We start from the raw sequence: 21,302 nt of genomic DNA, 5'->3' as shown, positions 1-21,302 counted from the left end.
ATCACCGGTCGGGTAATTCACTGGCTCGTCCGTAAACGGAATGCTTTAGCCCCCGGCGGCGCGTTATACTTCCCGGTTCGCTCGATTGCAGGATAGAAGGATGAAGACAAGATTCAAGGTTAGCTCGGCATTTGAACCGGCGGGCGATCAGCCCAAGGCGATCGCCAAGCTCGTCGATGGTCTGGAGTCGGGGCTGGCGGCCCAGACCCTGCTCGGTGTTACCGGTTCCGGCAAAACGTTCACCATGGCTCACGTGGTTGCCGCGGTGCAGCGTCCGACCATTATTCTGGCCCACAACAAGACACTGGCGGCGCAGCTGTACGGGGAGTTTCGCGAATTCTTCCCGGATAACGCGGTGGAGTATTTCGTTTCCTATTACGACTATTACCAGCCGGAAGCCTACGTTCCTTCATCCGACACCTTTATCGAGAAAGATGCCTCGATCAACGATCACATCGAGCAGATGCGTCTCTCCGCCACCAAGGCCCTGATGGAGCGCGAGGATGCGATCATCGTGGCGACGGTGTCTTCGATCTATGGTTTGGGCGATCCCAAGTCCTACCTGTCGATGATGCTGCACCTGGATCGCGGCGACCGCATCGATCAGCGTGGTCTGCTAAGACGGCTGGCGGAGCTGCAGTACACCCGCAATGACGTGGAGTTACACCGTGGCACCTACCGGGTGCGTGGCGACGTCATCGATGTGTTTCCGGCGGAATCGGAGGTCGAGGCGATCCGTATCGAGCTGTTCGATGACGAGATCGAGCAGATCAGCCACTTTGATCCGCTCACCGGTGAGGTGCTGCGCAAGGTGCCCCGGGCCACCATCTATCCGAAAACGCACTATGTGACGCCGCGTGAGGTATTGCTCGAAGCGGTGGATAAGATCAAGGAGGAGCTGCGCGAGCGTCTTGAACAGATGCGCGAGAATAACAAGCTGGTTGAAGCTCAACGCCTTGAGCAGCGTACCCTCTACGATATCGAGATGATCCTGGAGCTGGGCTACTGTTCCGGCATCGAGAACTACTCGCGCTATCTTTCCGGCCGTGGCCCCGGTATGCCACCGCCGACACTGTTTGAATATCTGCCGGATAATTCGCTGGTCATTATCGACGAATCCCACGTCACCATTCCGCAGCTGGGCGCCATGTACCGTGGCGACCGCTCCCGCAAGGAGACGCTGGTGGAGTATGGCTTCCGTCTGCCGTCGGCGCTGGATAACCGGCCGCTGAAGTTTGAAGAGTGGGAGCGGCTGGCGCCGCAGATGATCTTTGTCTCGGCGACACCGAGTAAATATGAAGCTGCACACGCCGAGCAGATCGCCGAGCAGGTGGTGCGTCCCACTGGATTGGTCGATCCCATTGTTGAGGTGCGTCCGGCGTCTACCCAGGTCGATGACCTGCTTGCTGAGATCCGTTTGGTGGCGGCCCGTGGTGAACGTGTAGTGGTCACCGTGCTGACCAAGCGTATGGCGGAAGATCTCACCGAGTTCCTCGCCGAGCATGATGTCAGGGTGCGTTATGTCCACTCCGATATCGATACGGTGGAACGTGTCGAAATTATCCGTGACCTGCGTATCGGTGAGTTCGATGTGCTGGTCGGTATCAACCTGCTGCGTGAAGGGATCGATATGCCCGAGGTGGGGCTGGTGGCGATTCTCGACGCCGACAAGGAGGGCTTCCTGCGCTCCGATACCTCGCTGATCCAGACCATCGGTCGTGCCGCCCGTAACGTTAATGGCCGCGCCATTCTCTATGCTGATCGCATCACCGGGTCCATGCAGCGGGCCATGGATGAAACCGAGCGGCGTCGTGAAAAGCAGATCGCCCACAACGAAGAGCACGGTATTACGCCTAAAGGGATCGTTAAATCGGTGGCCGATATCATGGAGGGCGCCAGTGCCGTGCCGGGTCGTAAGAGTTCCCGTGGGGCGCGCAAGGCGGCAGAGCCGGCCGCGGAATACCGGGTGGATGAGCGCGGCATGAGTACCAAGGAGCTGGCCAAAACGATCAACCAGCTTGAAGACCAGATGTACGAAGCGGCGCGTAACCTGGAGTTTGAGAAAGCGGCGCAGCTGCGTGACGAGCTTGAACGGATCAAACACGCCTCCCTTCCGGAGTAATTAAATCAGCAAGTTGCAATATTTTTGGGGTTGTTTTGCGACAGAGGTGGTACTAAAGTCTTAGCGGATGATGTCGATATAGTTACAGTCGGTTTTCCCCCAGGCTGCATGGCGCAGGGCAAAGTTAAGGGCGGCAGGGGGCCGACGTATCGCTGGATATAACGATTACAAGGAAACATAGGATGTCACTCTCCCGCTTCAAGCTGGGGTTCAAGCAGAACCTCATGCTCGTGGTCGTACTGACGGTTGTCGGTTTCGCCGCTCTGATTTTCCTCTCCATCTCCTCGCTCAACAGTCAGTCCCGGGCCGCCGAAAGAGTAGATACTCTGGGCCGCTGGGTGATCGATCTCAGTAGTCTGCGGTCCGAAGTCTCTACCGTTTCCCGCCTTTCCGGAAAAGCTGCCGAAGCGGCGCTGCCAGAGTTCCAGGCGACCCAGGATCGTATCCTTGGTGGTCTCAGCGCTCAGGGCATGAGGGGCGCAGAAGAGCTGGATGCCACACTGGACACCTGGCTTGTCTCCCAAAGCGCGGTGATTAAAGACGCCCAGGCGATCGGTAACAACAACGCTGAAGGTCAGCGCAAAGTAGTCGCCGATCGTCAGGCCGAGTTTCTCGAGACGCTGTTCTCCTTTATGCGCAAGCCGTTCCAGAAGATGCAGGATAGTATTGCCGCGTTGATCGAGCAGCGCTCTCCTGAGTCTTTTGATGCGTTTCGCGCTGCCAAGTCGGAGCTGCGACAGACGCTGGTCGAGTTGGACTTTGTTGATACCTTTGATGCGCCGCTGGAAGAGATCGCCACCGAGGTGGAAGCGCTGATCTCGCTGATTCAGCACCAGAACCAGGAGGCGGTCAGCGCCGAGGCCCAGCTGAAGCAGTTCAACCAGCAGGTTGACCAGCGTTTCGAACAGGTTCTGGCGCAGCTGGAGCAGGCACGAAACGATGCCGACAGTGCCAGCAAGACCGCCCGCACCACCATCCTGATCGCCGGTATCGGTGTCGCTGCGGCGGTACTGCTGCTGTTGATGCTGACGCTGAAGCGTTCTACCACTGCGCTGAACACCACCGTTACATCGCTGGAGAAGGTGGCAGCAGGGGATCTGGAGTTGCGTCTGCCGGTCAGCGAAGGTCGTCAGGATGAGTTTGATCGTCTTGGTGTTGCCGTTAACCACTTGAATGAACAGCTCGGCTCGGTGCTTAACAGTGTTAAAGAGAGCAGCTCCCAGCTACAGCATATGTCCACCGAACTCAGCGATACGCTGAAGACGCAGATCGCCGAAAGTGAACAGACCGAGTCTGAAACCGGATCTGTGGCGGCGGCGGCTGAAGAGATCAGCCAGACCGTGGCTGAAATGGCCAATGCGTCCGAAGAGACCAACCGCTTGTCCGGTGAGGCGGAAGCCGCCACCGAGAAAGGCGGTGCAGTGATTACCGGAGCGCTGGGCTCTCTGGAACAGATCTCCGCGCTGTTTGCCCGCATTCACGATGAGCTGAACAGGCTGAACGAAGCTTCCTCTCGTGTCGATGGCGTGACCGATATGATCAACGGCCTGGCCGAGCAGACCAATCTGCTGGCGCTAAACGCCGCGATCGAGGCGGCCCGTGCCGGCGAGGCGGGACGTGGTTTCTCCGTGGTGGCCGATGAGGTGCGCTCTCTGGCGGAGAAAACGGTGTCTGCCACCTCCAGCATCAACGACATCAACAACAATATGCAGGGCCAGATGAACCAGATCCTCCGCGCCATGGAGGATGGACAGCATCAGGTGAATGAGAGCCGTAGCCAGGGTGGTGAGGCGATTCATGAGATGGAGCAGATCCGCTCACTGTTTGGCGAGGTCAGCGACCGTAACCAGCAGCAGGCAGCCAGCATCGAGCAGATTGCGGCGACAGCCCAGTCGATCGCCCACAGCATGAACGCGGTGCTTGATAACGTTTCCCGCGGTTCCGAGCGTACTCGTGAGATCGGAGGCTTCTCCACCGAGGTGGTGAGCCATGCGGATAACCTGCAGACCATGACGTCGCGCTTCCGCTGCTGATCTGCTTTTAATCAAGCTATCGAAAAGGGCGTCTCCGCAAGGGGCGCCCTTTTTTATGGTCCAGGATTATTCCCCGTTTAAGCTTGATGGCGCGTAAGCCGGGCGCTTTCCGTCGCTGTCATATCTTCTTCCTACCTAGCTGTTATTACTTAGATGAAACTAAGTAAAAATACTTAGACGCTACGTAGTCTTCCTGAGCCTGTTGCGGGGAACTGCGAATAGGTAAGGCTGACATCTGTTGAGAAACTGTCAGCATTCGGATCAGCGTCTATGCTGAATCTGGAGAATCCCCAATACAAAAAGGATATAAGAATAATGTTGAAAATGACGTTTGCCCGCAAAGTGATTGCGGCTGCGGCATGTGCTGCGGCTCTGATCGCCCCGGCTCAGGCTGAAGAGAAAACCTACCGCCTGAAGCTCGCCGAAACCTGGCCGACCAACTTCGGCACCTTCAGCGAACCCGCCCGCGAGATGGCCAAGCTGGCCGAAGAGATGTCCAACGGGCGTCTGCAGATCACCATCGATACCGCCAACAAGCACAAATCCCCGCTGGGCGTATTCGATATGGTACGCGCCGGTCAGTATGACCTGGGCCACTCCGCTTCCTATTACTGGAAGGGCAAGGTCCCCAACACCCTTTACTTCACTACCATGCCTTTCGGTATGACCGCTGTTGAACAGTACGGCTGGTTCTACTACGGCGGTGGTATGGAGCTGATGCAGAAGGTCTACGAGCCTCTGGGCCTGATCTCTGTACCGGGTGGTAACACCGGTGTTCAGATGGGCGGCTGGTTCCGCAAAGAGATCAACAGTGTTGAAGATCTTCAGGGTCTGAAAATGCGTATCCCGGGTTTTGCCGGCGAAGTTCTGGCCAAGCTGGGTGCAAGCCCGACCAACATCCCGCCGGGTGAGCTGTACACCTCCCTGGAGCGCGGCACCATCGATGCGCTGGAGTGGATCGGTCCTGCCATGGACCTGCGTATGGGCTTCCACAAGATCGCTCCGTACTACTACACCGGTTGGCACGAGCCTGCCACCGAGCTGCAGTTCCTGATCAACAAGCGCACCATGGATAAGCTGCCGGAAGATCTGCAGAAGATCCTGCTGACTGCGATGAAGGTCTCTGCCTACGATATGACCATCAACTCTCACCATGTGTCTGCCGAAAACTGGGTGACCATGACCGACGAGTACCCGAATATCCAGGTTAAGTCCTTCCCGCCGGAAGTAATGGGCGCTATCAAGCAGGCTAATGACGAACTGCTGGAAGAAGCCGCTGCTGCAGACCCGCTGGCCAAGGAAATCCTGACCTCCCAGGCGGATTACCTGAAGCAGATTCGTGTCTGGACTGACATTGCGGATCGCGCTTACCTCAATAGCATGGCAGAGTAACGCCTCGCTCAAGCAGAGCTTCGCCCGGATGGGCGGGGTTCTGCCTGTTATCTGGTCCTAATCCTCGGTCCATGAGGTTGAAAATCATGTTCCTTCTACGTCTTCAACAGACGATTGATCGGTTTTCCGATCTGCTCGGCAAGATTGCTGCAGTACTGTTTATCCTGATGCTGTTCAACGTCTTTTTTGATGTTGCCTCGCGTTACATTTTCAATACCGTGTACATCGGTATGCAGGAGATGGAATGGCATCTCTACGCGGCGATGTTCATGCTGGGTATTCCGTTTACCCTGAAAGCGGGTGGGCATGTGCGTGTCGATGTTATTTACGATCAGCTCAGCGTGCGTCGCCGGGCCTGGATCGATCTGATCTGCACCTTTGTCCTGCTGATGCCGTTCTGCCTGCTGGTCGCCTGGTACGGCGTCGATTTCGCACGTGAATCCTTCCAGCTGGGCGAAGGCTCCGGCGACCCAGGTGGTCTGCCGAACCGCTGGATCATCAAGTCAGTGATTCCGTTCGCGATGTTCTTCAACTTTATCAGTGGTGTTGGTCTGGCGCTTAAGTCGATCAATATTCTCAGTGGTCGTCTGAAAGATGATGGCTACACACCGGTACAGCATTAATCGGGCAGGGTTGAGATAATGATCGGTATTATCATGTTTTTTGCCGCCCTGCTTATGTTGCTGGTCGGCTTTCCGGTGGCCTACACCTTCGGTGGTGTGGCCCTGATCTTCGGTGTACTTGCCGAAGGTCCGGATATGTTCGCGTTTATGCCGTTCCGCATTCAGAGCATCATGGAAAACACCACCATGATGGCGGTTCCGCTGTTTATCTTTATGGGTATCGTGCTGCAGCGCACGCGTTTGGCCGAGCAGCTGCTCGAGTCCATGGGGCAGCTGTTTGGTGGCGTCCGTGGTGGCCTGGCGATCTCCACCGTCCTGGTGGGTGCGCTGCTGGCTGCTTCCACCGGTGTTGTCGGTGCTTCCGTGGTGGCGATGGGTCTTATCTCGCTGCCGGTGATGATGAAGTACGACTATGACAAGCGCCTGGCCTGCGGCACCATCTGTGCGTCGGGTACGCTGGGGCAGATTATCCCGCCGTCGATCATCCTGATTATTCTCGGTGATGTGCTGGGTATCCCGGTGGGCGATCTGTTCAAGGCCGCGATCATCCCGGGTGCTGTACTCGTGGGTGCATACCTGGTCTACATTCTGGCGATTGCCTGGATGAAGCCGGAGATGGCGCCGACGGTTCCCCGTGACGAGAGCCTCAACCGCCGTCAGTTCTACGTTAAAGCGGCTGTTTCCATCATCCCGCCGCTGGCGCTGGTGCTGGTGGTGCTGGGTTCCATCTTTGCCGGTATCGCGACACCGACCGAATCTTCGGCTCTGGGTGGTGTAGGCGCGCTGATCCTGGCGCTGCTGTATCGTCAGTTCAGCTTCCGGATGCTGATGGATGCCTCCATCGAAACCGTTAAGGTGACCGCGATGGTGTTTGCTATCCTGCTGGGTGCGACCGCGTTCTCCATGGCGTTCAGTTACACCGGCGGCGATTACATCGTCGAAGAGGTGCTGTCTGATCTGCCGGGCGGAGCTATGGGCTTCCTGATCCTGTCGATGATTGCCATCCTGATCCTCGGTTTCTTCATCGACTTCGTCGAGATCGCGTTCATTATCGTACCGATTCTGGCGCCGGTGGCCGACGTGCTCGGTATTGCGCCGCTGTGGTTTGCGATCCTGATCGCCATGAACCTGCAGACCAGCTTCCTGACGCCGCCGTTCGGTTTCTCACTCTTCTACCTCAAGGGTGTGGCGCCGAAAGAGGTAACGACGCTGGATATCTACAAGGGTGTGATGCCGTTCATCGCCATCCAGATCCTGATCGTACTGGCGATCATGATCTTCCCGAGCTGGTTCGGCCTGGTATAACCTCGACCTCAGCTGTTACAGAAGCCGATTGCAGAGCCTCTGCAGTCGGCTTCTCTGTATCTGGAGCATATTTCCTGAGTCACTATTTCCTGAGTACCCTGAATTGAGCCTGTCATGTCGCTGAAGATAAAAATCATGCTGCTGGCGATTCTGCCCATGTTGCTGGTGGCGACTCTGATCACCTGGCTGGGCAGCAAGGGGGCGGTGCTGCTGTCTGAGCAGGAGATCGCCATCTTCGAAGATAACCTGCTCGACTCAAAGCGCCGGGAGCTCCGGCATTATGTCGAAATGGCGCAGGCCGCGGTTGTTCATGTTCGCGAGGCTGCCGGCGAGGATGAGGATCTGGCCAAGCAGGAGGTGAAGCGAATCCTCAACGATATGACCTTCGGTGAGGACGGCTACTTTTTCGTCTATGACGAGGATGGCGTCAACCTGGTCCATCCGATTCAGCCGGAGCTGGTCGGTCAGGACCTGATCGACATGCAGGATTACAGCGGCGATTATGTGATCCGCAATCTGCTGCGAATCGCTGCTGACGGTGGTGGCTATCATCAGTATCTCTGGCACAACCCCAGGCGGGATGAGGTAGAGAGCAAACTGGGATACGTGGTGGAAATAAAGGACTGGGGCTGGATGTACGGCACCGGACTTTACCTGGACGATATCAGTGCTGAGCTGCGCCAGATTCGCGGTGAAGTCAGCATGAATATCCGGCAGAACTTCTTCAACGTCAGTGTGATCGTCTCCAGCGTGACGCTGATCATCGTGCTGCTGGGGCTGGCGATCAACCTGCATGAGGGGCGTCTGGCCGATGCGCGTCTGCGCTCGCTCGCGCACCGCTCGATCCAGTTTCAGGTCGATGAGCGGCGGCGTTTCTCCCGCGAACTGCACGACGGTATTAATCAGTTGATGGTCACTGTGCTTTATCGGATCGAGCTGGCGCAGCGCAAGCTGGGGCAGGGGGAGATGAAGGGGCTCGAGGATCTCAATGTTGGCCGTGAGGTGCTCAACCAGGCGATTCAGGAGGTGCGACGCATCTCACATGATCTGCGCCCCAGCATTCTCGACGATCTTGGGCTCGAGCGCGGTCTGGCAGCATTGCTCGAGCACTTCTCCGAGCGCACCAATATCCGTATCAGCAAAGAGGTGGCCCTGCCGGAGACCCGCCTGCCGGAAGATATAGAGATCACTCTTTACCGGTTGATACAGGAAGCGCTGACCAATGTGGAAAAACACGCCGACGCCAGCGATATCGCCCTGAAGCTGGATCATCAGGGTGGCAAGGTGCGTCTTGATCTAAAGGATAACGGCTGCGGTTTTGATCCCCAGGCAAATCGGCATATGCTAGGCATCGGCCTGCGCAACATGCGTGAGCGCGTTGAGTTGCTGGGCGGTGAGTACCGGCTAGACGCCGGTGAGGGTGAGGGCACTCGCATCCGCGTGGCGCTGCCGCTCAAGGGGCCACAGGTACTGGGATAGGGCAGTAATGACCGATAAACCGATCAATGTCATTTTGGTTGACGACCATCCGCTGGTGGTCGACGGTATCCGCGCGCGTCTTGAGGCCGAGCCGGGTATCCGGGTAGTGGGCGATGCGGCCAATGGGCTTAAGGCGGTAGAAGCTGCCATGGAGCTAAAACCCGATGTGGTGATGATGGATGTGTCGATGCCGGTGATGAACGGCTTCGAAGCGACCAAAAAGCTGCGTGAATGCTGTCCTGAGGTGCGCGTGCTGATCCTCAGCATGCACGATAACCGCGAGTATATTCTTCAGCTGATCCAGTCCGGCGCGTCTGGTTACATCCTCAAGGATGTCTCCTCAGAGGAGATGGTGAAAGCGATCGAAACCGTGCATCACGGCGGCACCTATTTCAGCTCTGGCGCTTCCCAGACACTGTTTGCGCGCTTTGACGAGCCGAGCGCTCCGGCGGATGATGGCAGTGTGCTGACGCCACGGGAACTGACCGTGCTGCGTTTGCTGGCCGGCGGGCGAAACAACAAGGAGATCGCCCGCGAGCTGGATATCTCGGTGCGCACGGTCGAAACCCACCGCCAGAATATCAAGTCCAAACTGAACATCCAGACGGCGGCGGGGCTGGTGAAATACGCGATCGAGCACAACCTGGTTCAGTTGTCCTGAGCGAACACGACGGCCGGCAGCAGATCATTGTTAGTGGCGGCCTGCTCCAGGCGGCCGTCCTGCTTGATCTGGCTGACGAACCGGTTAACGCGGCCTAGCCATTCCGGCTGGTTTTTAGCGACGACATAAGCGTATTTGAAGGGGCGAGGGCCGTTGCTGTCTTCGGGCTCGATCAGTCGCGCCCACTCGTAAAATCTCAGCACCTTGCGTGAGTAGGGGTAGTCGGTAATAAACACATCGGCGCGCCCGGAGAGTACCGCCTCTTCCCGTTCGCGCGGATCGGTCACCACCAGTACCTCGGCGTGACGCAGTGTTTGTTTCATGAAGCTTTCCATGTAGGTGCCGCGCTGAACACAGATCACGTTGCCTGGCTGGTCCATATCTTCCCAGCGGCTCAGGCCCGGATGAGTCTTGGTGGTCACGCCGTACATGTGGCTGGCCAGGTAAGGCGCACTGTAGTCGATACGTTCGGCGCGCGCTGGCGTGATTGCGATGGCAAACATGCCGATGTCACAGGCATCCTGCTCCAGGTCGTCCATAAAGCGGCCAAAGTGGGTTTCGACGAACGAGAGGTCTACGCCGAGATCCCTGGCAAAGTCTGCGGCCAGCTCGATGTCTATACCCTCCAGCTTGCCGGTCTTGGGGTGGCGGGCGCTGATCGAAAAATAGTCAGGCCAGATACAGACGCGTAACTGGTTTGCGCTCTGGATGCGTTCAAGTCGGTCGTCCGCTTGCGCAGGAGCGAGTGCAAGCATCAGTAGCAGCAGCGTTAAAAAAGACTGACCTGTCGCAAGTTTGATTCGGTTCATCCTGTATGGCCTCTGTTATACGTATATGATGTGCACTATATGTATTTTGGGATAGCCCGCCATTGATCTGGACCCGTATATCTCTTCTTCCCCTGACTGGTTTTGCACTGATCATCAGTTTTCTGCTGGTCTTTGCCGTTTTTCATCAGATAGGTGAGGAGCGGGCGCGCAGCAGCATCTCGGAAACCACAGAGGTTCTGGCTCACTCGCTGGAAGGCGGAACCGTGCGCAGCATCCAGGATATCCAGGGGCGCCTCAATTCACTGCGCGTGCAGCTGGGCTATGAGCCGGAGATGCTGTTCAGGCCATTGGAGCTGACGCGTCGGCTTGCCGGGTTGATCGATATGAGTCCGCAGCTGCGCGAGCTTGCTGTAGTGACGCCAGCAGGCCTGGTACTGGCAAGCTCGGTGCCGGACTCGACAGGTGCGCAGATAAGCGGTGTCAGTTGCCTGTCTGAACAGTACGCCGGTCTGCCAATATTATTTGGACGCCCTATCAGTGGTCGCAGCCTGACGTCCCCTTTGGCCTCATCCGGTATCTATCAATTGCCGGTGTGTCTACCGCTACTAAATGAGAAGCGAGAGCCTGTCGCCTGGTTGGTGGCGATCTGGAACCCGGATTCGGTGCGTGAGCAGTTCCGCCCCCTGATCGAGAGCCTGCCTGCTAGCGTGGCTCTGTATCGCTACGATGGGGTGCTTCTGGTCGCCTCGCGGAACAGTGACGACCTGCCCGGTATTTCACATAGTGGCGCAGAGCCTTTCGTTTCGAGACTGTCCGAAAAGGAGTGGGGTGCGTTCACCCGTATTGAAGACGGGCGCGAGTACCTTGAAACCTTCCGTTCCACGTCGATGTTTCCGGTGGTTATCTCGCTTAAATACGATATGACGGAGGGGCTGGCGTCCTGGCGCAAATTAACTGAGCGACTGTCCTGGCTGGTAGCGGGCATCGTGCTGATTATCTGCGCGGTTACCACGTTGCTCTGGGGAATGGCGCGCAGGCAGGCAAAAATGGCAGATCGTCTGCAACTGCTGGGGACTGCGATCAGCACCACTGCCAATGCGGTGATTATCACAGACCGTAACGGTTTTATTGAGTGGGTTAACGAGGCGTTTACCCGTCTCTCCGGTTACCGCCAGGAGCAGGTGCAGGGGCTGCGTCCCTCGATTCTCAACTCCGGCGAGCACAACCGTTTTTTCTTCCGTACCCTCTGGGAAACCATTAGCTCAGGAGCGGTCTGGCGTGGCGAAGTGGTAAACCTGACACGGGATGGCAGGCGTTTGATCGTGGATCAGACCATTACGCCGATTACCGATGAGCAGGGTTTGATCAGTCATTACGTGGCCGTGCATGAAGACGTGACAGCGCGGCGGGAAGCGGAGCAGCGCGAGCTATTTCTCGCGTTCCACGATCAGCTTACCGAGTTGCCTAACCGCCGTAAGCTGATGGAGTCGCTGGGCGAGATACTGTCCGCGCAAAGCGGTTCCGACGTTGGTCTGTTATATCTCGATCTCGATAACTTCAAAACGGTTAACGATACCCTCGGCCATCTAGAAGGGGATAAGCTGCTCGTCATTACCGTCAAACGCCTCGTCAACGCCATCAGCGCCGATGTGCTGCTGGCGCGCCTTGGCGGTGATGAGTTTGCGCTGGTCGTGAGCCAGTCGGTCAGTAAGCATGGTCTTGAGGAACTGGCTGCGCGGCTGATCAAAGTGCTGGCGAGGCCTGTTGATCTGAACGGCTCCCGTTTTCAGCTGACCGCCAGTGTGGGGATCGCATTGGGGCAGTCTGGAGAGACCGAGCCCGCGACTCTGCTGCGCCAGGCGGATCTGGCCATGTACAAGGCCAAGCACGACGGCCGCAACCTGTACCGGTTTTTTGACCAGCAGATGGATTACCTGATGCAGCGCCGTGTGGACCTGGAGCAGGGTCTCAGGGTCGCGGTGGAAAATGGCGATCAGCTCTCGGTCAGGTATCAGCCGATCTTCGATACCCGTACCCGCAAACCGCTGGGTGCCGAGGTGTTGATGCGCTGGCAGAATGAGGCCGGTGAATGGGTATCGCCGGCAGAGTTTATCTCTGTGGCGGAAGAGAGTGGCATGATTGTCGAACTTGGCGCCTGGCAGATGGATACAGTGATCGCCCAGCTGGCAAAGTGGGACAGGGCGGGGCTTGATGTACGTTATCTAAGCCTGAACATCTCCGCCGTGCAGCTGGCCCGCGATGATATCGCCGGCCGCCTGCTGGCGACGCTGGCACGCCACGGCATCGGCACCCATCGCATTATCGTGGAGATCACCGAAACCACCCTTATGAGTAAATCGCCGATGGTACGTACCAATCTCTCAGCGCTTGAGGTGGCGGGGATTCTGGTCTCTATCGACGATTTCGGTACCGGTTATTCATCACTCAGCTACCTGAAGCAGCTGCAGGCGGACTACCTGAAAATAGATCGCAGCTTTGTGATCGGCATCGGCAAGAACCGCAGTGATGAAGAGATCATCTACGCCATGCTTGCCGTCGCCAGGAGTTTGCAGATGAAGGTAGTCGCAGAAGGCGTAGATGATGAAGTGCAGCTGCGTTTCCTGCAGGATGCAGGCTGTGATCTGACACAGGGCTTTTTGCTGAGCAAGCCCCTGTTGGCAGAAGAGGCCGCCGCCCTCTTCGCAGCGGCTTCGTGTGAGGCTGCCCTGGGCGTCTGATCAAGTTGTGAACAGAATTCTAACGCGTTGAAAACTAAATAAAAAAATCTTCAAAAAAAGGGTTGCGCGCGGCGAATCGATATATATAATACGCACCACGTTTGAGGCAGAACACAGCCCAAGCATCTAGGACTATAGCTCAGTTGGTTAGAGCACCACCTTGACATGGTGGGGGTCAGCAGTTCGAGTCTGCTTAGTCCTACCAAATTCTTTAGCAAAAACAGCCACTTGCGATGATGAATCCGGTGGCTGTTTTTGTTTCTGCAAAAAATTAGCAAAATTTTAGCAAAATACAGTGGTGTGGAGACGGTCAGATTTTCAGTCCGGCACCGCATGTCGTCCACTCCAGGTGCCGGTCTGTGTAGTCCGCTGTCATCGCTGCAGTGCTGTGACCCATCAGGGTCTGCACATACTCCTCGCTAAACCCTGCCTCAAGATACAGGTGACCACCTAGCGCTCTGATTTCGTGAACAGTAGGGCGTTTGGCTGCTGGTAGCTTGGCGATCTCCGGCACCTTATCTCGGGCCTTGGCGAACTCCTTGCTGAATATCTCCGGCCGCACCTGGCTCCAGTGCGTCGTGTCTTTGCTTTCACGGATCCGCTTTGGCCGGCGGTGAATGATGTACGGGCTGGCGATACCAGACGCACGGCTTCGCTTGAACACCTTTTCCAGCGACGGGCCGATCTCGATACGCAGGTGGGCACGCACGCCGAATTTCTCTGTCTTCTGCTGCACCAGCTTTAAGTAACCTCCCTCGATATCCTCAAACCGCGCTGCGCACACATCGGATCGGCGCTGCAGAGAAATCAAGGCGAAGTCCATGGCAACCTGCAGCCACTCATCGGCGTTGGCGTAGATCTGGTCGAACCATTTCTTGCTGAGCGGCAGACGCTCTTTTTCATCAGCGGCTTTGGCCAAGGTCTCTTCTGCCAGATTGCTTTCGGCCAGGCCCTTGGTGATCCCGAATTTGAAGATATCGGACAGCAGGCCGCGGTGTTTGGTGTAGGCGTTGTTTTTGAAAGAGTCGTCCAGGTACTCAGCCAGCTGGCGAATCGACATGTCGCAGACCTGCAGGTGACCGAGATCCTTGTTTAGTCGGTTGAGTCGGTAGCCGGTTTCGTCCATCGTGGTTTGCTTCAGCTTCTTGGTCGGCAGGTACTCGTTGCGATACCTGGTAACCAGTACGGAGAATAGAACGGCATCCGTTGCCATCACGCGACTGACATGATCGTTCGGCTTCAGCAGCATGGCGTTGAGCTTGCGAGCGGCCGCGTTGGCCGCTGACTTGTCTTTACCCATGCCGTGAAACTTCCCGGTCTGTGGGTGCTTGTACCGGTAGTAGCCGCCAGTCTCATAGAGATTGGCTTCCAGGTCGCGCTTCTGACGACTCCGCTTTCTCGCTGCCATATCAACCCGCCTTCAATACCTGATCAACCAGATCGTCACCGGTTTCCAGTAGCTCCTGCTCAACTTTCACGTACCACTTCCCGCAGATCAGTTTAGCCGGAATGTCGCCATTCTCGGCCCAGCGCCTTGCCGTGGCTGCAGCCGGCGGGGTGGTGAACCGTTCTTTCCGCCACTTGTGCAGCGGCATCAACTTCTCAGCCATGGTGGTAATCCTCTTCTACTTGCCATGCCACATGTAAGCCGGCTTGATTCCGCAGATCGCATAATGGTTGTCTGCAACATGCCCCCAGGCTTCACAGTAAACCTGCCAACCATTCGAGTTATCCCCATCATGGTCCATGTCGTCGCACCACTCGCTTGGCTCAACATCCTGGGCGAACTCACCGTCAAGCCACTGCCTCACGAGCGGGAATACAGACTCACTATCAAGCGGTACCGGCAGATCGCTGTCACCTTCACCAGCGCACCACAAAAGAACGAGTCCGTGTTTTTTGGTCTGCATCCATGATTTGCAGGTTGTTCGCTCGCCTTCCTGTTTAAATGCCAGGGATAGCGCGGCTTTTAGCATTTCATCGCCAGAGCCATTCACGTTAAAAACTCGGTTATCCATATCGGCTTCCTCTTCTACTTGCCGCCCGGGAAATATTCGGGCAATTCATCGATACTGGCCGCAACAAACCGGTCGCGTTCCGGGCTATAAACCACAAACCCACCCCATGATTTTGCCCGGGCAATAAACTGCTCAGGCGTGACATCGGCGAGTCCGCCCATGCAGCTACATGTGCCGCGATCCATGGGCGCAAGGCGCGGTGATCCGCAGTTTTTGCATGTCGTCGGTCTTAACTCTGCCATTTCGTTTCCGCCTCTATCTGGTGTTCATTAATCGGGATCACTTGCCGCCCGGTGCCTGGGTGGCGTTACTCTTCGGCCTCAAAGCGTCTTCTCAAGACGGCTAGCTACCAGCTTCATCGCTTCCTTAATGCCTTTTTGTTGGCCTTCGGCAAATCCCGCCCGGTAGCCGTTGCTGTACTCATCTTCATCAGCGTCGGTACCGTTGCGATCCAGTATTTGCAGTTCATGCAGCTGCTTATCAGCTTCAACGAGAAGTGCGATTAGTTCGTTCACGACTCCACCTCCCCAGCAAGCACTCTTTCTGCATGCTCGCTCCATCCTTTACCGTACTGCTCGTACAGCTCCAGCATCCAGTTGATGACGTAGGCCTGTTCGTCTTCTGAGCGCGGCGGTATCTCATGCCCGAGCTTGACCAGGCGGTGAGCGATCGGTGCGCACTTGAAGTTCGGCATGCCGAGGATCAGCTTTGTGTGTTCGTTTAGCTGCATGGCAGACTCTCCTGCAGGAATGCCTCGCCAAGCTGGGTGAGGCGCTTCTTTTCGCTCGACTTCGCATCATGTAGAAACCCGCCAGTCACCATAATTTGGTAGATAGTGCGGCCAGACCAATATCCATCCAGCTGGTTTCGTAGCGACTTACTGAGCAGCTTGCGCTTCTCTGCGATGCTTCCGTTCACTTGCTCGCCAAAGTTCGTGCCCTGGAAGAGGGATTCGATGTAATCGTCAGATAAAGCCATTGCTCACCCCCTGTTCCATGAATGCTCAGGCTCAGCATCCCAACGGCAGAAGTCGAGGAAGTTTTCAAAGCAGTCGCCGTATTCGAGGTATCGCTTGTAGCGCTGCTGGCTTCGCGTCATCTTCCGCACCTTGCCAATACCCAGATATTCAACTTTCCAGGTGGGGTGGCAGGGACTGATCTGACCAGGCTTGTCGGTATCGAAATTCACGCCGATGTAGTGACCGCAGTCCTGGGCAATAACGCCGGGGCGGCCACTGACTTCAACGCGCCGGCCGATGCAGGCTGGCACGCTGTAGTATTTCTGGACGTATTCACAGCTCACGACTTCACCTCCTCAGCGCTGGCGCGCAGCACTTTAAGCTGCCTGGTGGCCTCCGGGATGCGACCATCGACACAAGCGGCTAGCGCGGCATTATCGTCATGCTGCCCCCATACAAAACCGCGCTTTGCTCCCTCGGCGTATTGCAGATCACACATGGCATCCTCGCGGGCCTTAAGCCGGTTACACTCCTGCTTAAGCCGCTCAATCTCGTCGGTCAGTTCAGCCACTTTCTTCTCGAGCTTCATGCTCTTCTGGAGTAGTTTTCCGGCTTGCGTGGGTGGTAGCTTCACATGCATGGTTACGTTGCTCATCTGGCCTCCGCTCAATCGAATGCGTAGTGCTGGTGAACGAGATCCTGAGTGCCAGGTGCATACGGCCAGCCCCAGTCATTCTTTTCAAAGTCATCCAGCTGCTTGCCTTCGGACTCCTCCAGAAAAGCGGTGACCAGTGCCATATCCCGCTTCATGTTGGCTATGTGCTTGCGCTTCAGGAACAGCAGGTGCTCATAGGCCTTCTGTTCGGTAGGGAAGGCGATGCGGCTGTTCACCTTGTCGATGCGGAATACCCTGATGTGGCATTTTTTCAGGCGCGTTAGTGGCGTTCCTGAGTACTGCTTGCCATTGATGACCAGTTCAGCGAATCCCCTGTCGCGCTCCAGAACGCAGTAGTGAAAGCAGGGCGTCTCATGAATCGAAACGAACTTCTTGGTCGTAATGGTCATGCCTTCTTCGGCGGGTGCCAGCGTCATCTTGTAGTAGATCTTGCTCATACCTTCCTCCTCACCGCTTCAGCCCACGCGCACAAAACTTAGGGTCCGCGATATCTAAAGGGCAGTTGCATTCTGGATAGGGGCAGCGCTGGGACTGCACCTGGTTGGTCTTGCTGGCGCTGGGCCTCTGATTCATCTCTCGGCAGGCTCGCTGCCAGTCCCAGTGTGTCGCTGTCATGCAGCCACCCTTTCTGTCTCACGTATAGCGATCTGAACGGTGCGGATTATTCGGCACAGGTATTCGTATTTCGGGTTGGGTACTTCATGGAGATCTCTAAACCACTCCTCGCCCCAAATAGCTTCAACCAAGGAATGATCGTTGCAGTAGCTGTTATCGATCTCAATATCTTCGGCGCGCCGGTAAAAGTGATCGGCTTCTTCTTTGGATAACTCGCCTTGGCGCCGCATCTTTACGATGTCAGCTTTGATGCGCTTTCTGATCTCATCAGTGTCTGCCACCATGGTGGAGCTAATAGCGCTGAGCTTGTTGGCGAGGTAGTGTTCATCACACCGCAAGAAAAACTGCTCAATACTCTGACCGCTCATTGCTCCCCAGTAGCTCGACCAGGCATCGCCATAGCACTCGATGATGATCTTTCCCTTTCCGGGTTCGTGGTTCTCGATGATCACGCTGATAGGGTCGAGTGCTTCTATCTCCGTGATCATCAGTTTGCGGACGGTGGTTGATTCAACCTTCATGCTGCTACTTCCTGTTTTAGTTCGACTCGGTACGGGTTGTTTGCCCGGGCGATAGCGGCCATTGGCGGCGGGCTCACTGAGTTGCCGCACATATGGACCTGCTCGGACTTGGTGAACTTCCGCCCGTCGTGGCCGTGGGTGATGATGTAGTTGCTCGGGAAACCCTGAGCGGCGTACAGCTCGTGGGGCTGGAGCATGCGCAGGCAGATATCAACGATCACGTAGGGATCGCCTTTGATCCACACGGTGACCAGCGCCAAGCGGTCTTTGGTGGTTACCGTATCCAGAGGCTCGTCCAGTTCTCCCCATTGCCCGCCTTCGCTGTAGTAACGCATCAGGAACGCCGCACAGCGCAGGGCGCCTTCCTCCGCTTCAGGCGACAGCTTTAGCTCAACCAGTGAGGTTTTCCCGCCACCGCCTGCCGTGATTGTCGGCGCCGGCTCATCTGCAGCTTGGCCGACGCTGGCGCCGAACTGGCGAGAGAGGAATGCTGTAACGTGTGCATGATGCTGGCCGCGGGCGCTGATGGTCTGCAACGGATCGTCTACCGCCCGGGCGTCACAGTTTCCACGAAGGTGGAGCAGGTGAGCGGCGACAAGCTGCTGCTGACTGCCGGTGTTGGTGATTGTTGTCATCGGGCCATCGAGCGGCTTGCTGTGCGTGGTGTTGAATCCGCCATTCGCTTGAGCGAGAAAGGCAGTTGCCACGCCCATGGCATGAGCGGCACCGGCTGGGCGCTTACAATTTCCTCCACTGGTTATGGTCGGCAGCGGTTCATCTATCGGTCCACCTGCAGAGTTGAAGCGGAATTTCACCAGGCTGGCAGATGCCAGCGCCAATTCTCCACGGCTGGCGGCTGTTATGGTTCGCATTGGGTCGCTCAGGCTGTGCATGCGATCGCTGCCCTGATGGGTTACGGGAACGACTGCTGCATTAGCCACCGCAAAAGATCCACCCTTCGGCCAGGCTGTGATCGTGTTCAGCGGCTGATCTACCGGGTGAACGGTTTCCTGCGACCAATTGGCGATAGGCACAAGGAACGGCTCGGCACGGTCGATCACCTCTCGCTTAATGCCCTTAGCGATCCGGCGCATCGTTGCGTCAGCAAGAGAGCGCTTGCGGCTGAATATGCTTTGGCCCGGGATACTCCAGTCGATACATTCAGCGGCAGTGCGATAGGGCTTCTGGCCCTTTTTCGGCTTCGCTGCGTGAGAGACTTCCGGCCATTCGATGGGCTGATCATCGGAACGGCAAACCATAAACAGGCGCTCACGGCTGGTGGGTGCTCCGTAGTCGCAAGCCTTTAGCAGTTGGTGGTCAACGTCGTAGCCCAACCGCTGCAGGGTCCGAAGAAATCGGCGCCACGTTTTGCCCCGGCGCTTCTTATCCGGCACCAGGTACTGCTCGTTACGTGGCACACGTTCGCCGGGATCTGCGACTGAGCCATCCAGCTTCATCACGCGACCAGTTTTCTTGCAGCGTTTAGCGATCAGCGGTCCCCACTGGCGGATCTGCTTGACGTTCTCCAAGCTCATAACGAGCGGGCGCGTTTTGCCGGCCCATTTGGTCACGACCCACGACAGGTTGCGGATCTCGGTTTTACGCGGCTGTCCGCCAGCGGCCTGGCTGTGGTGGGTGCAGTCCGGTGAGGCGTGAAACCAGCCGATCTTGCGGCCAGCCAGCACCTCTGCCGGGTCAACATCCCAAACATCCGTTTCCAGATGCAGGCATCCCGGGTGGTTCGCCTGGTGCATGCTGATCGCTGCCGGGTTGTGGTTGATGGCGATATGCACCGGACGCTCCAGCCCCATTTCCAGACCAGTGCTGGCGCCACCGCCACCGGCAAACAGATCAACGTTGATATAGTCGTCGTACTCGTTGAGAGGGAGGCCGTACTGGGTGGCAAAGTGGTTGTTGATTGCGTTCACTGGCCGTCCTCCTTACCCATGCACTCCCGCGCAAAGTCTTCGCCCATTTCATCGGCAAGCGACTTAGCTTCATATCCGTAGTGGTCGCGGACGTGGTGGCGTGCATACTGATAAAGCTCAGCGATGGTCAGGTGAGGCGTTTCAATGAAGTTCGCCTCAAAGGCTCCGACAGGAACGCCGGCAAACTCCATCACGGCTTTGGCCTGGATCTCTTTCAGCTGCTCGGCCGACGGTCCTTCCAAATGCTTCCGCGCCATACCGATCTGCTCACGCAGGTGCTTCAGCTGGCGCTCTGCATCCCATTCGGGGCTGATGCGGTCAGCGAACTGGAGGGCGTCCAGGGCGAGGTATATTGCTGCTTCGTGGTTCGTGGTCATGCCGCTACCTCGCTAACTATCTCCACCTGGTCAAACGCGCAGATCCAGCGGGACTGATACGCCACCTCGGTTTCGGTAGGTGCTTCAGGCTTCACCAGGTAACACCCGGGTTTGTACTCGCACAGACCTTCAATCACGCCGGTGCGGTTGCGCTCAAGGCTGGTGACACGGGTGCCAACTGCTAGCGAACCCTTCGGAGTTTCCGAACAGTTGCCGCCTACATGCTCCTGCTCGTCGCCTACGTGTCCGTCGAGTATGGTATTCATGCTGCACCTCCTTCAAAGAGCGCATATATATCCGGTATCTCTTTTCCGAAAGACTCGCGGGCGACATCAAGCGCCACGAGAACCGTGATGTATCCGTGCTTTGCGCATTCGTTTCGGGTGTCTTCGTTGTCAACACCAGCGACTTCGCAGTGCTTTGTTTTCGGGTTTATGCCGATAATTGCTGAGGTCATGCCGCATCTCCATTACTTGCAGTGAAAGGCCTGCTCAGCCAGTAGCGGGCACCGGTTAGCTTCTCGGCGGGTTTTGGCTCGCCTGACGCCTGCTTGCGCTCGTTAAGATTGATGCCGTGCCGCTTTGCCACAGCAGTGACACGGTTGGCTGATACGCCACGGTGTTGCGCGATAACGTGCACGGGCTTCTTGGTGCGCTTTAGGTCGCTGAGAACCTTGGCGTCATCTTCTGCGGCTTGCTTGGCCTTACGCCGTCTGCGCAGCTCACTGCTGCGCTCGACCATGTTGATGCCTAGGGCGTCAGCAAGCTTGGCGATTCTCCCTTCGGATATGCCGTACTTGCTGGCAATCTCGGTACCGGATAGGTCAAACGCTTTAAGATCCGTCTCGATAGCGGCTGCGTTGTTCTTGATGGCGCGGTCGTTGCGAGTGCTGCGCTCTTGGTTGTATGCACTTGCTGGGATCATGATTCGTCCTCCCGCTGGCGCTCATTTTCGGCGCCTGCTTTTCCTTTGGTGCACCCGCTGGTGCAGATTCCGTCGTTGCAGGTTGGGCAGCTGCTGAATAGGTCACTGGTATCCCGGCAACGTTCGGGAGGTGGCGACTCGAGCAGTTCCTCAGGCTTGAGA

General features: G+C 56.9%; 25 protein-coding genes and 1 tRNA gene. 9 read left to right on the top strand and 17 right to left on the bottom strand.

Annotation, left to right across the window (positions count from 1 at the left end; all coding sequences use genetic code 11):
• Positions 1-100: 100 nt before the first annotated feature.
• The 7 genes from uvrB (at position 101) to C4S72_RS08565 (ending at position 9,615) form a co-directional block, all read left to right on the top strand.
• Positions 101-2,122 carry an excinuclease ABC subunit UvrB gene (gene uvrB, locus C4S72_RS08595; protein WP_104002602.1) on the top strand — a complete coding sequence of 674 codons (2,022 nt, stop codon included), beginning with the start codon at positions 101-103 and terminating at the stop codon, positions 2,120-2,122.
• A gap of 182 nt (positions 2,123-2,304) precedes the next feature.
• Positions 2,305-4,155, top strand: coding sequence for a methyl-accepting chemotaxis protein (locus C4S72_RS08590; protein WP_104002601.1), 1,851 nt, complete (start codon positions 2,305-2,307; stop codon positions 4,153-4,155).
• A 315-nt stretch (positions 4,156-4,470) separates the two neighbouring features.
• Positions 4,471-5,547 carry a TRAP transporter substrate-binding protein gene (locus tag C4S72_RS08585; RefSeq protein WP_104002600.1) on the top strand — a complete coding sequence of 359 codons (1,077 nt, stop codon included), beginning with the start codon at positions 4,471-4,473 and terminating at the stop codon, positions 5,545-5,547.
• A gap of 86 nt (positions 5,548-5,633) precedes the next feature.
• Positions 5,634-6,170 carry a TRAP transporter small permease subunit gene (locus C4S72_RS08580; protein WP_200826700.1) on the top strand — a complete coding sequence of 179 codons (537 nt, stop codon included), beginning with the start codon at positions 5,634-5,636 and terminating at the stop codon, positions 6,168-6,170.
• A gap of 18 nt (positions 6,171-6,188) precedes the next feature.
• Positions 6,189-7,475, top strand: a complete 1,287-nt coding sequence (locus tag C4S72_RS08575; protein ID WP_104002599.1) for a TRAP transporter large permease — start codon at positions 6,189-6,191, stop codon at positions 7,473-7,475.
• A 114-nt stretch (positions 7,476-7,589) separates the two neighbouring features.
• Positions 7,590-8,954: a cache domain-containing protein gene (locus tag C4S72_RS08570; RefSeq protein ID WP_104002598.1), complete on the top strand. Its 1,365-nt coding sequence runs from the start codon at positions 7,590-7,592 to the stop codon at positions 8,952-8,954.
• Between the two features lie 7 nt (positions 8,955-8,961).
• Positions 8,962-9,615 (top strand): response regulator, encoded by a 654-nt coding sequence (locus C4S72_RS08565; RefSeq protein ID WP_104002597.1) that lies wholly within the window; start codon positions 8,962-8,964, stop codon positions 9,613-9,615.
• Here C4S72_RS08565 and C4S72_RS08560 read toward each other — a convergent pair.
• Positions 9,603-10,424: an ABC transporter substrate-binding protein gene (locus C4S72_RS08560; protein ID WP_104002596.1), complete on the bottom strand. Its 822-nt coding sequence runs from the start codon at positions 10,422-10,424 to the stop codon at positions 9,603-9,605. The two genes, C4S72_RS08565 and C4S72_RS08560, sit on opposite strands and share 13 nt — an antisense overlap.
• A gap of 62 nt (positions 10,425-10,486) precedes the next feature.
• On the opposite strand from C4S72_RS08560, the gene C4S72_RS08555 reads away from it, so the two are divergent.
• Both C4S72_RS08555 and C4S72_RS08550 read left to right on the top strand, forming a co-directional pair.
• Positions 10,487-13,123 carry a bifunctional diguanylate cyclase/phosphodiesterase gene (locus tag C4S72_RS08555; RefSeq protein ID WP_104002595.1) on the top strand — a complete coding sequence of 879 codons (2,637 nt, stop codon included), beginning with the start codon at positions 10,487-10,489 and terminating at the stop codon, positions 13,121-13,123.
• A gap of 128 nt (positions 13,124-13,251) precedes the next feature.
• Positions 13,252-13,328, top strand: a tRNA-Val gene (locus tag C4S72_RS08550).
• A gap of 105 nt (positions 13,329-13,433) precedes the next feature.
• Here the strand turns inward: C4S72_RS08550 and C4S72_RS08545 are convergent.
• The 16 genes from C4S72_RS08545 to C4S72_RS08475 all read right to left on the bottom strand — a co-directional run bounded on the left by C4S72_RS08545 (position 13,434) and on the right by C4S72_RS08475 (position 21,140).
• Positions 13,434-14,531 carry a phage integrase Arm DNA-binding domain-containing protein gene (locus C4S72_RS08545; protein ID WP_104002594.1) on the bottom strand — a complete coding sequence of 366 codons (1,098 nt, stop codon included), beginning with the start codon at positions 14,529-14,531 and terminating at the stop codon, positions 13,434-13,436.
• 1 nt (position 14,532) lies between these two features.
• Complete coding sequence (locus tag C4S72_RS08540; RefSeq protein ID WP_104002593.1) at positions 14,533-14,733, bottom strand: excisionase; 201 nt, start codon at positions 14,731-14,733, stop codon at positions 14,533-14,535.
• Between the two features lie 15 nt (positions 14,734-14,748).
• A complete protein-coding gene (locus C4S72_RS08535) occupies positions 14,749-15,141 on the bottom strand; it encodes a hypothetical protein (RefSeq protein ID WP_104002592.1) in 393 nt (130 codons plus the stop codon).
• Between the two features lie 14 nt (positions 15,142-15,155).
• Positions 15,156-15,302, bottom strand: coding sequence for a hypothetical protein (locus tag C4S72_RS25765; RefSeq protein ID WP_160115474.1), 147 nt, complete (start codon positions 15,300-15,302; stop codon positions 15,156-15,158).
• Between the two features lie 159 nt (positions 15,303-15,461).
• Positions 15,462-15,656, bottom strand: coding sequence for a hypothetical protein (locus C4S72_RS08530; RefSeq protein WP_104002591.1), 195 nt, complete (start codon positions 15,654-15,656; stop codon positions 15,462-15,464).
• Positions 15,653-15,871: a hypothetical protein gene (locus tag C4S72_RS08525; protein WP_104002590.1), complete on the bottom strand. Its 219-nt coding sequence runs from the start codon at positions 15,869-15,871 to the stop codon at positions 15,653-15,655. The genes C4S72_RS08530 and C4S72_RS08525 overlap by 4 nt, the downstream gene beginning before the upstream one ends.
• Positions 15,862-16,119, bottom strand: a complete 258-nt coding sequence (locus C4S72_RS08520) for a hypothetical protein (RefSeq protein WP_104002589.1) — start codon at positions 16,117-16,119, stop codon at positions 15,862-15,864. Before C4S72_RS08520 ends, C4S72_RS08525 begins: the two co-directional genes overlap by 10 nt.
• Before the next feature lie 3 nt (positions 16,120-16,122).
• Positions 16,123-16,443, bottom strand: a complete 321-nt coding sequence (locus tag C4S72_RS08515) for a hypothetical protein (RefSeq protein ID WP_104002588.1) — start codon at positions 16,441-16,443, stop codon at positions 16,123-16,125.
• The gene (locus tag C4S72_RS08510) at positions 16,440-16,754 is read right to left on the bottom strand and encodes a hypothetical protein (RefSeq protein WP_104002587.1); all 315 of its coding nucleotides are present in this window, start codon (positions 16,752-16,754) and stop codon (positions 16,440-16,442) included. The genes C4S72_RS08515 and C4S72_RS08510 overlap by 4 nt, the downstream gene beginning before the upstream one ends.
• A gap of 11 nt (positions 16,755-16,765) precedes the next feature.
• Positions 16,766-17,212: a hypothetical protein gene (locus C4S72_RS08505; RefSeq protein ID WP_104002586.1), complete on the bottom strand. Its 447-nt coding sequence runs from the start codon at positions 17,210-17,212 to the stop codon at positions 16,766-16,768.
• Between the two features lie 174 nt (positions 17,213-17,386).
• Entirely contained in the window at positions 17,387-17,911 is a 525-nt protein-coding gene (locus tag C4S72_RS08500) for a hypothetical protein (protein ID WP_104002585.1), read from the bottom strand.
• Positions 17,908-19,839, bottom strand: a complete 1,932-nt coding sequence (locus C4S72_RS08495; RefSeq protein ID WP_104002584.1) for a DNA cytosine methyltransferase — start codon at positions 19,837-19,839, stop codon at positions 17,908-17,910. Before C4S72_RS08495 ends, C4S72_RS08500 begins: the two co-directional genes overlap by 4 nt.
• On the bottom strand, positions 19,836-20,216 hold the full coding sequence (locus C4S72_RS08490; protein ID WP_104002583.1) for a hypothetical protein: 381 nt from the start codon (positions 20,214-20,216) through the stop codon (positions 19,836-19,838). The genes C4S72_RS08495 and C4S72_RS08490 overlap by 4 nt, the downstream gene beginning before the upstream one ends.
• Positions 20,213-20,482, bottom strand: coding sequence for a hypothetical protein (locus tag C4S72_RS08485; RefSeq protein ID WP_104002582.1), 270 nt, complete (start codon positions 20,480-20,482; stop codon positions 20,213-20,215). The genes C4S72_RS08490 and C4S72_RS08485 overlap by 4 nt, the downstream gene beginning before the upstream one ends.
• Entirely contained in the window at positions 20,479-20,673 is a 195-nt protein-coding gene (locus C4S72_RS08480) for a hypothetical protein (RefSeq protein ID WP_104002581.1), read from the bottom strand. The genes C4S72_RS08485 and C4S72_RS08480 overlap by 4 nt, the downstream gene beginning before the upstream one ends.
• On the bottom strand, positions 20,670-21,140 hold the full coding sequence (locus C4S72_RS08475) for a hypothetical protein (RefSeq protein WP_104002580.1): 471 nt from the start codon (positions 21,138-21,140) through the stop codon (positions 20,670-20,672). Before C4S72_RS08475 ends, C4S72_RS08480 begins: the two co-directional genes overlap by 4 nt.
• Positions 21,141-21,302 lie beyond the last annotated feature (162 nt).

Origin of the sequence: Marinobacterium lutimaris (assembly GCF_900108065.1) — a bacterium.
In the GTDB taxonomy this organism is placed as follows: domain Bacteria; phylum Pseudomonadota; class Gammaproteobacteria; order Pseudomonadales; family Balneatricaceae; genus Marinobacterium_D; species Marinobacterium_D lutimaris.
This window is presented reverse-complemented; position numbering and strand designations above follow the sequence as displayed.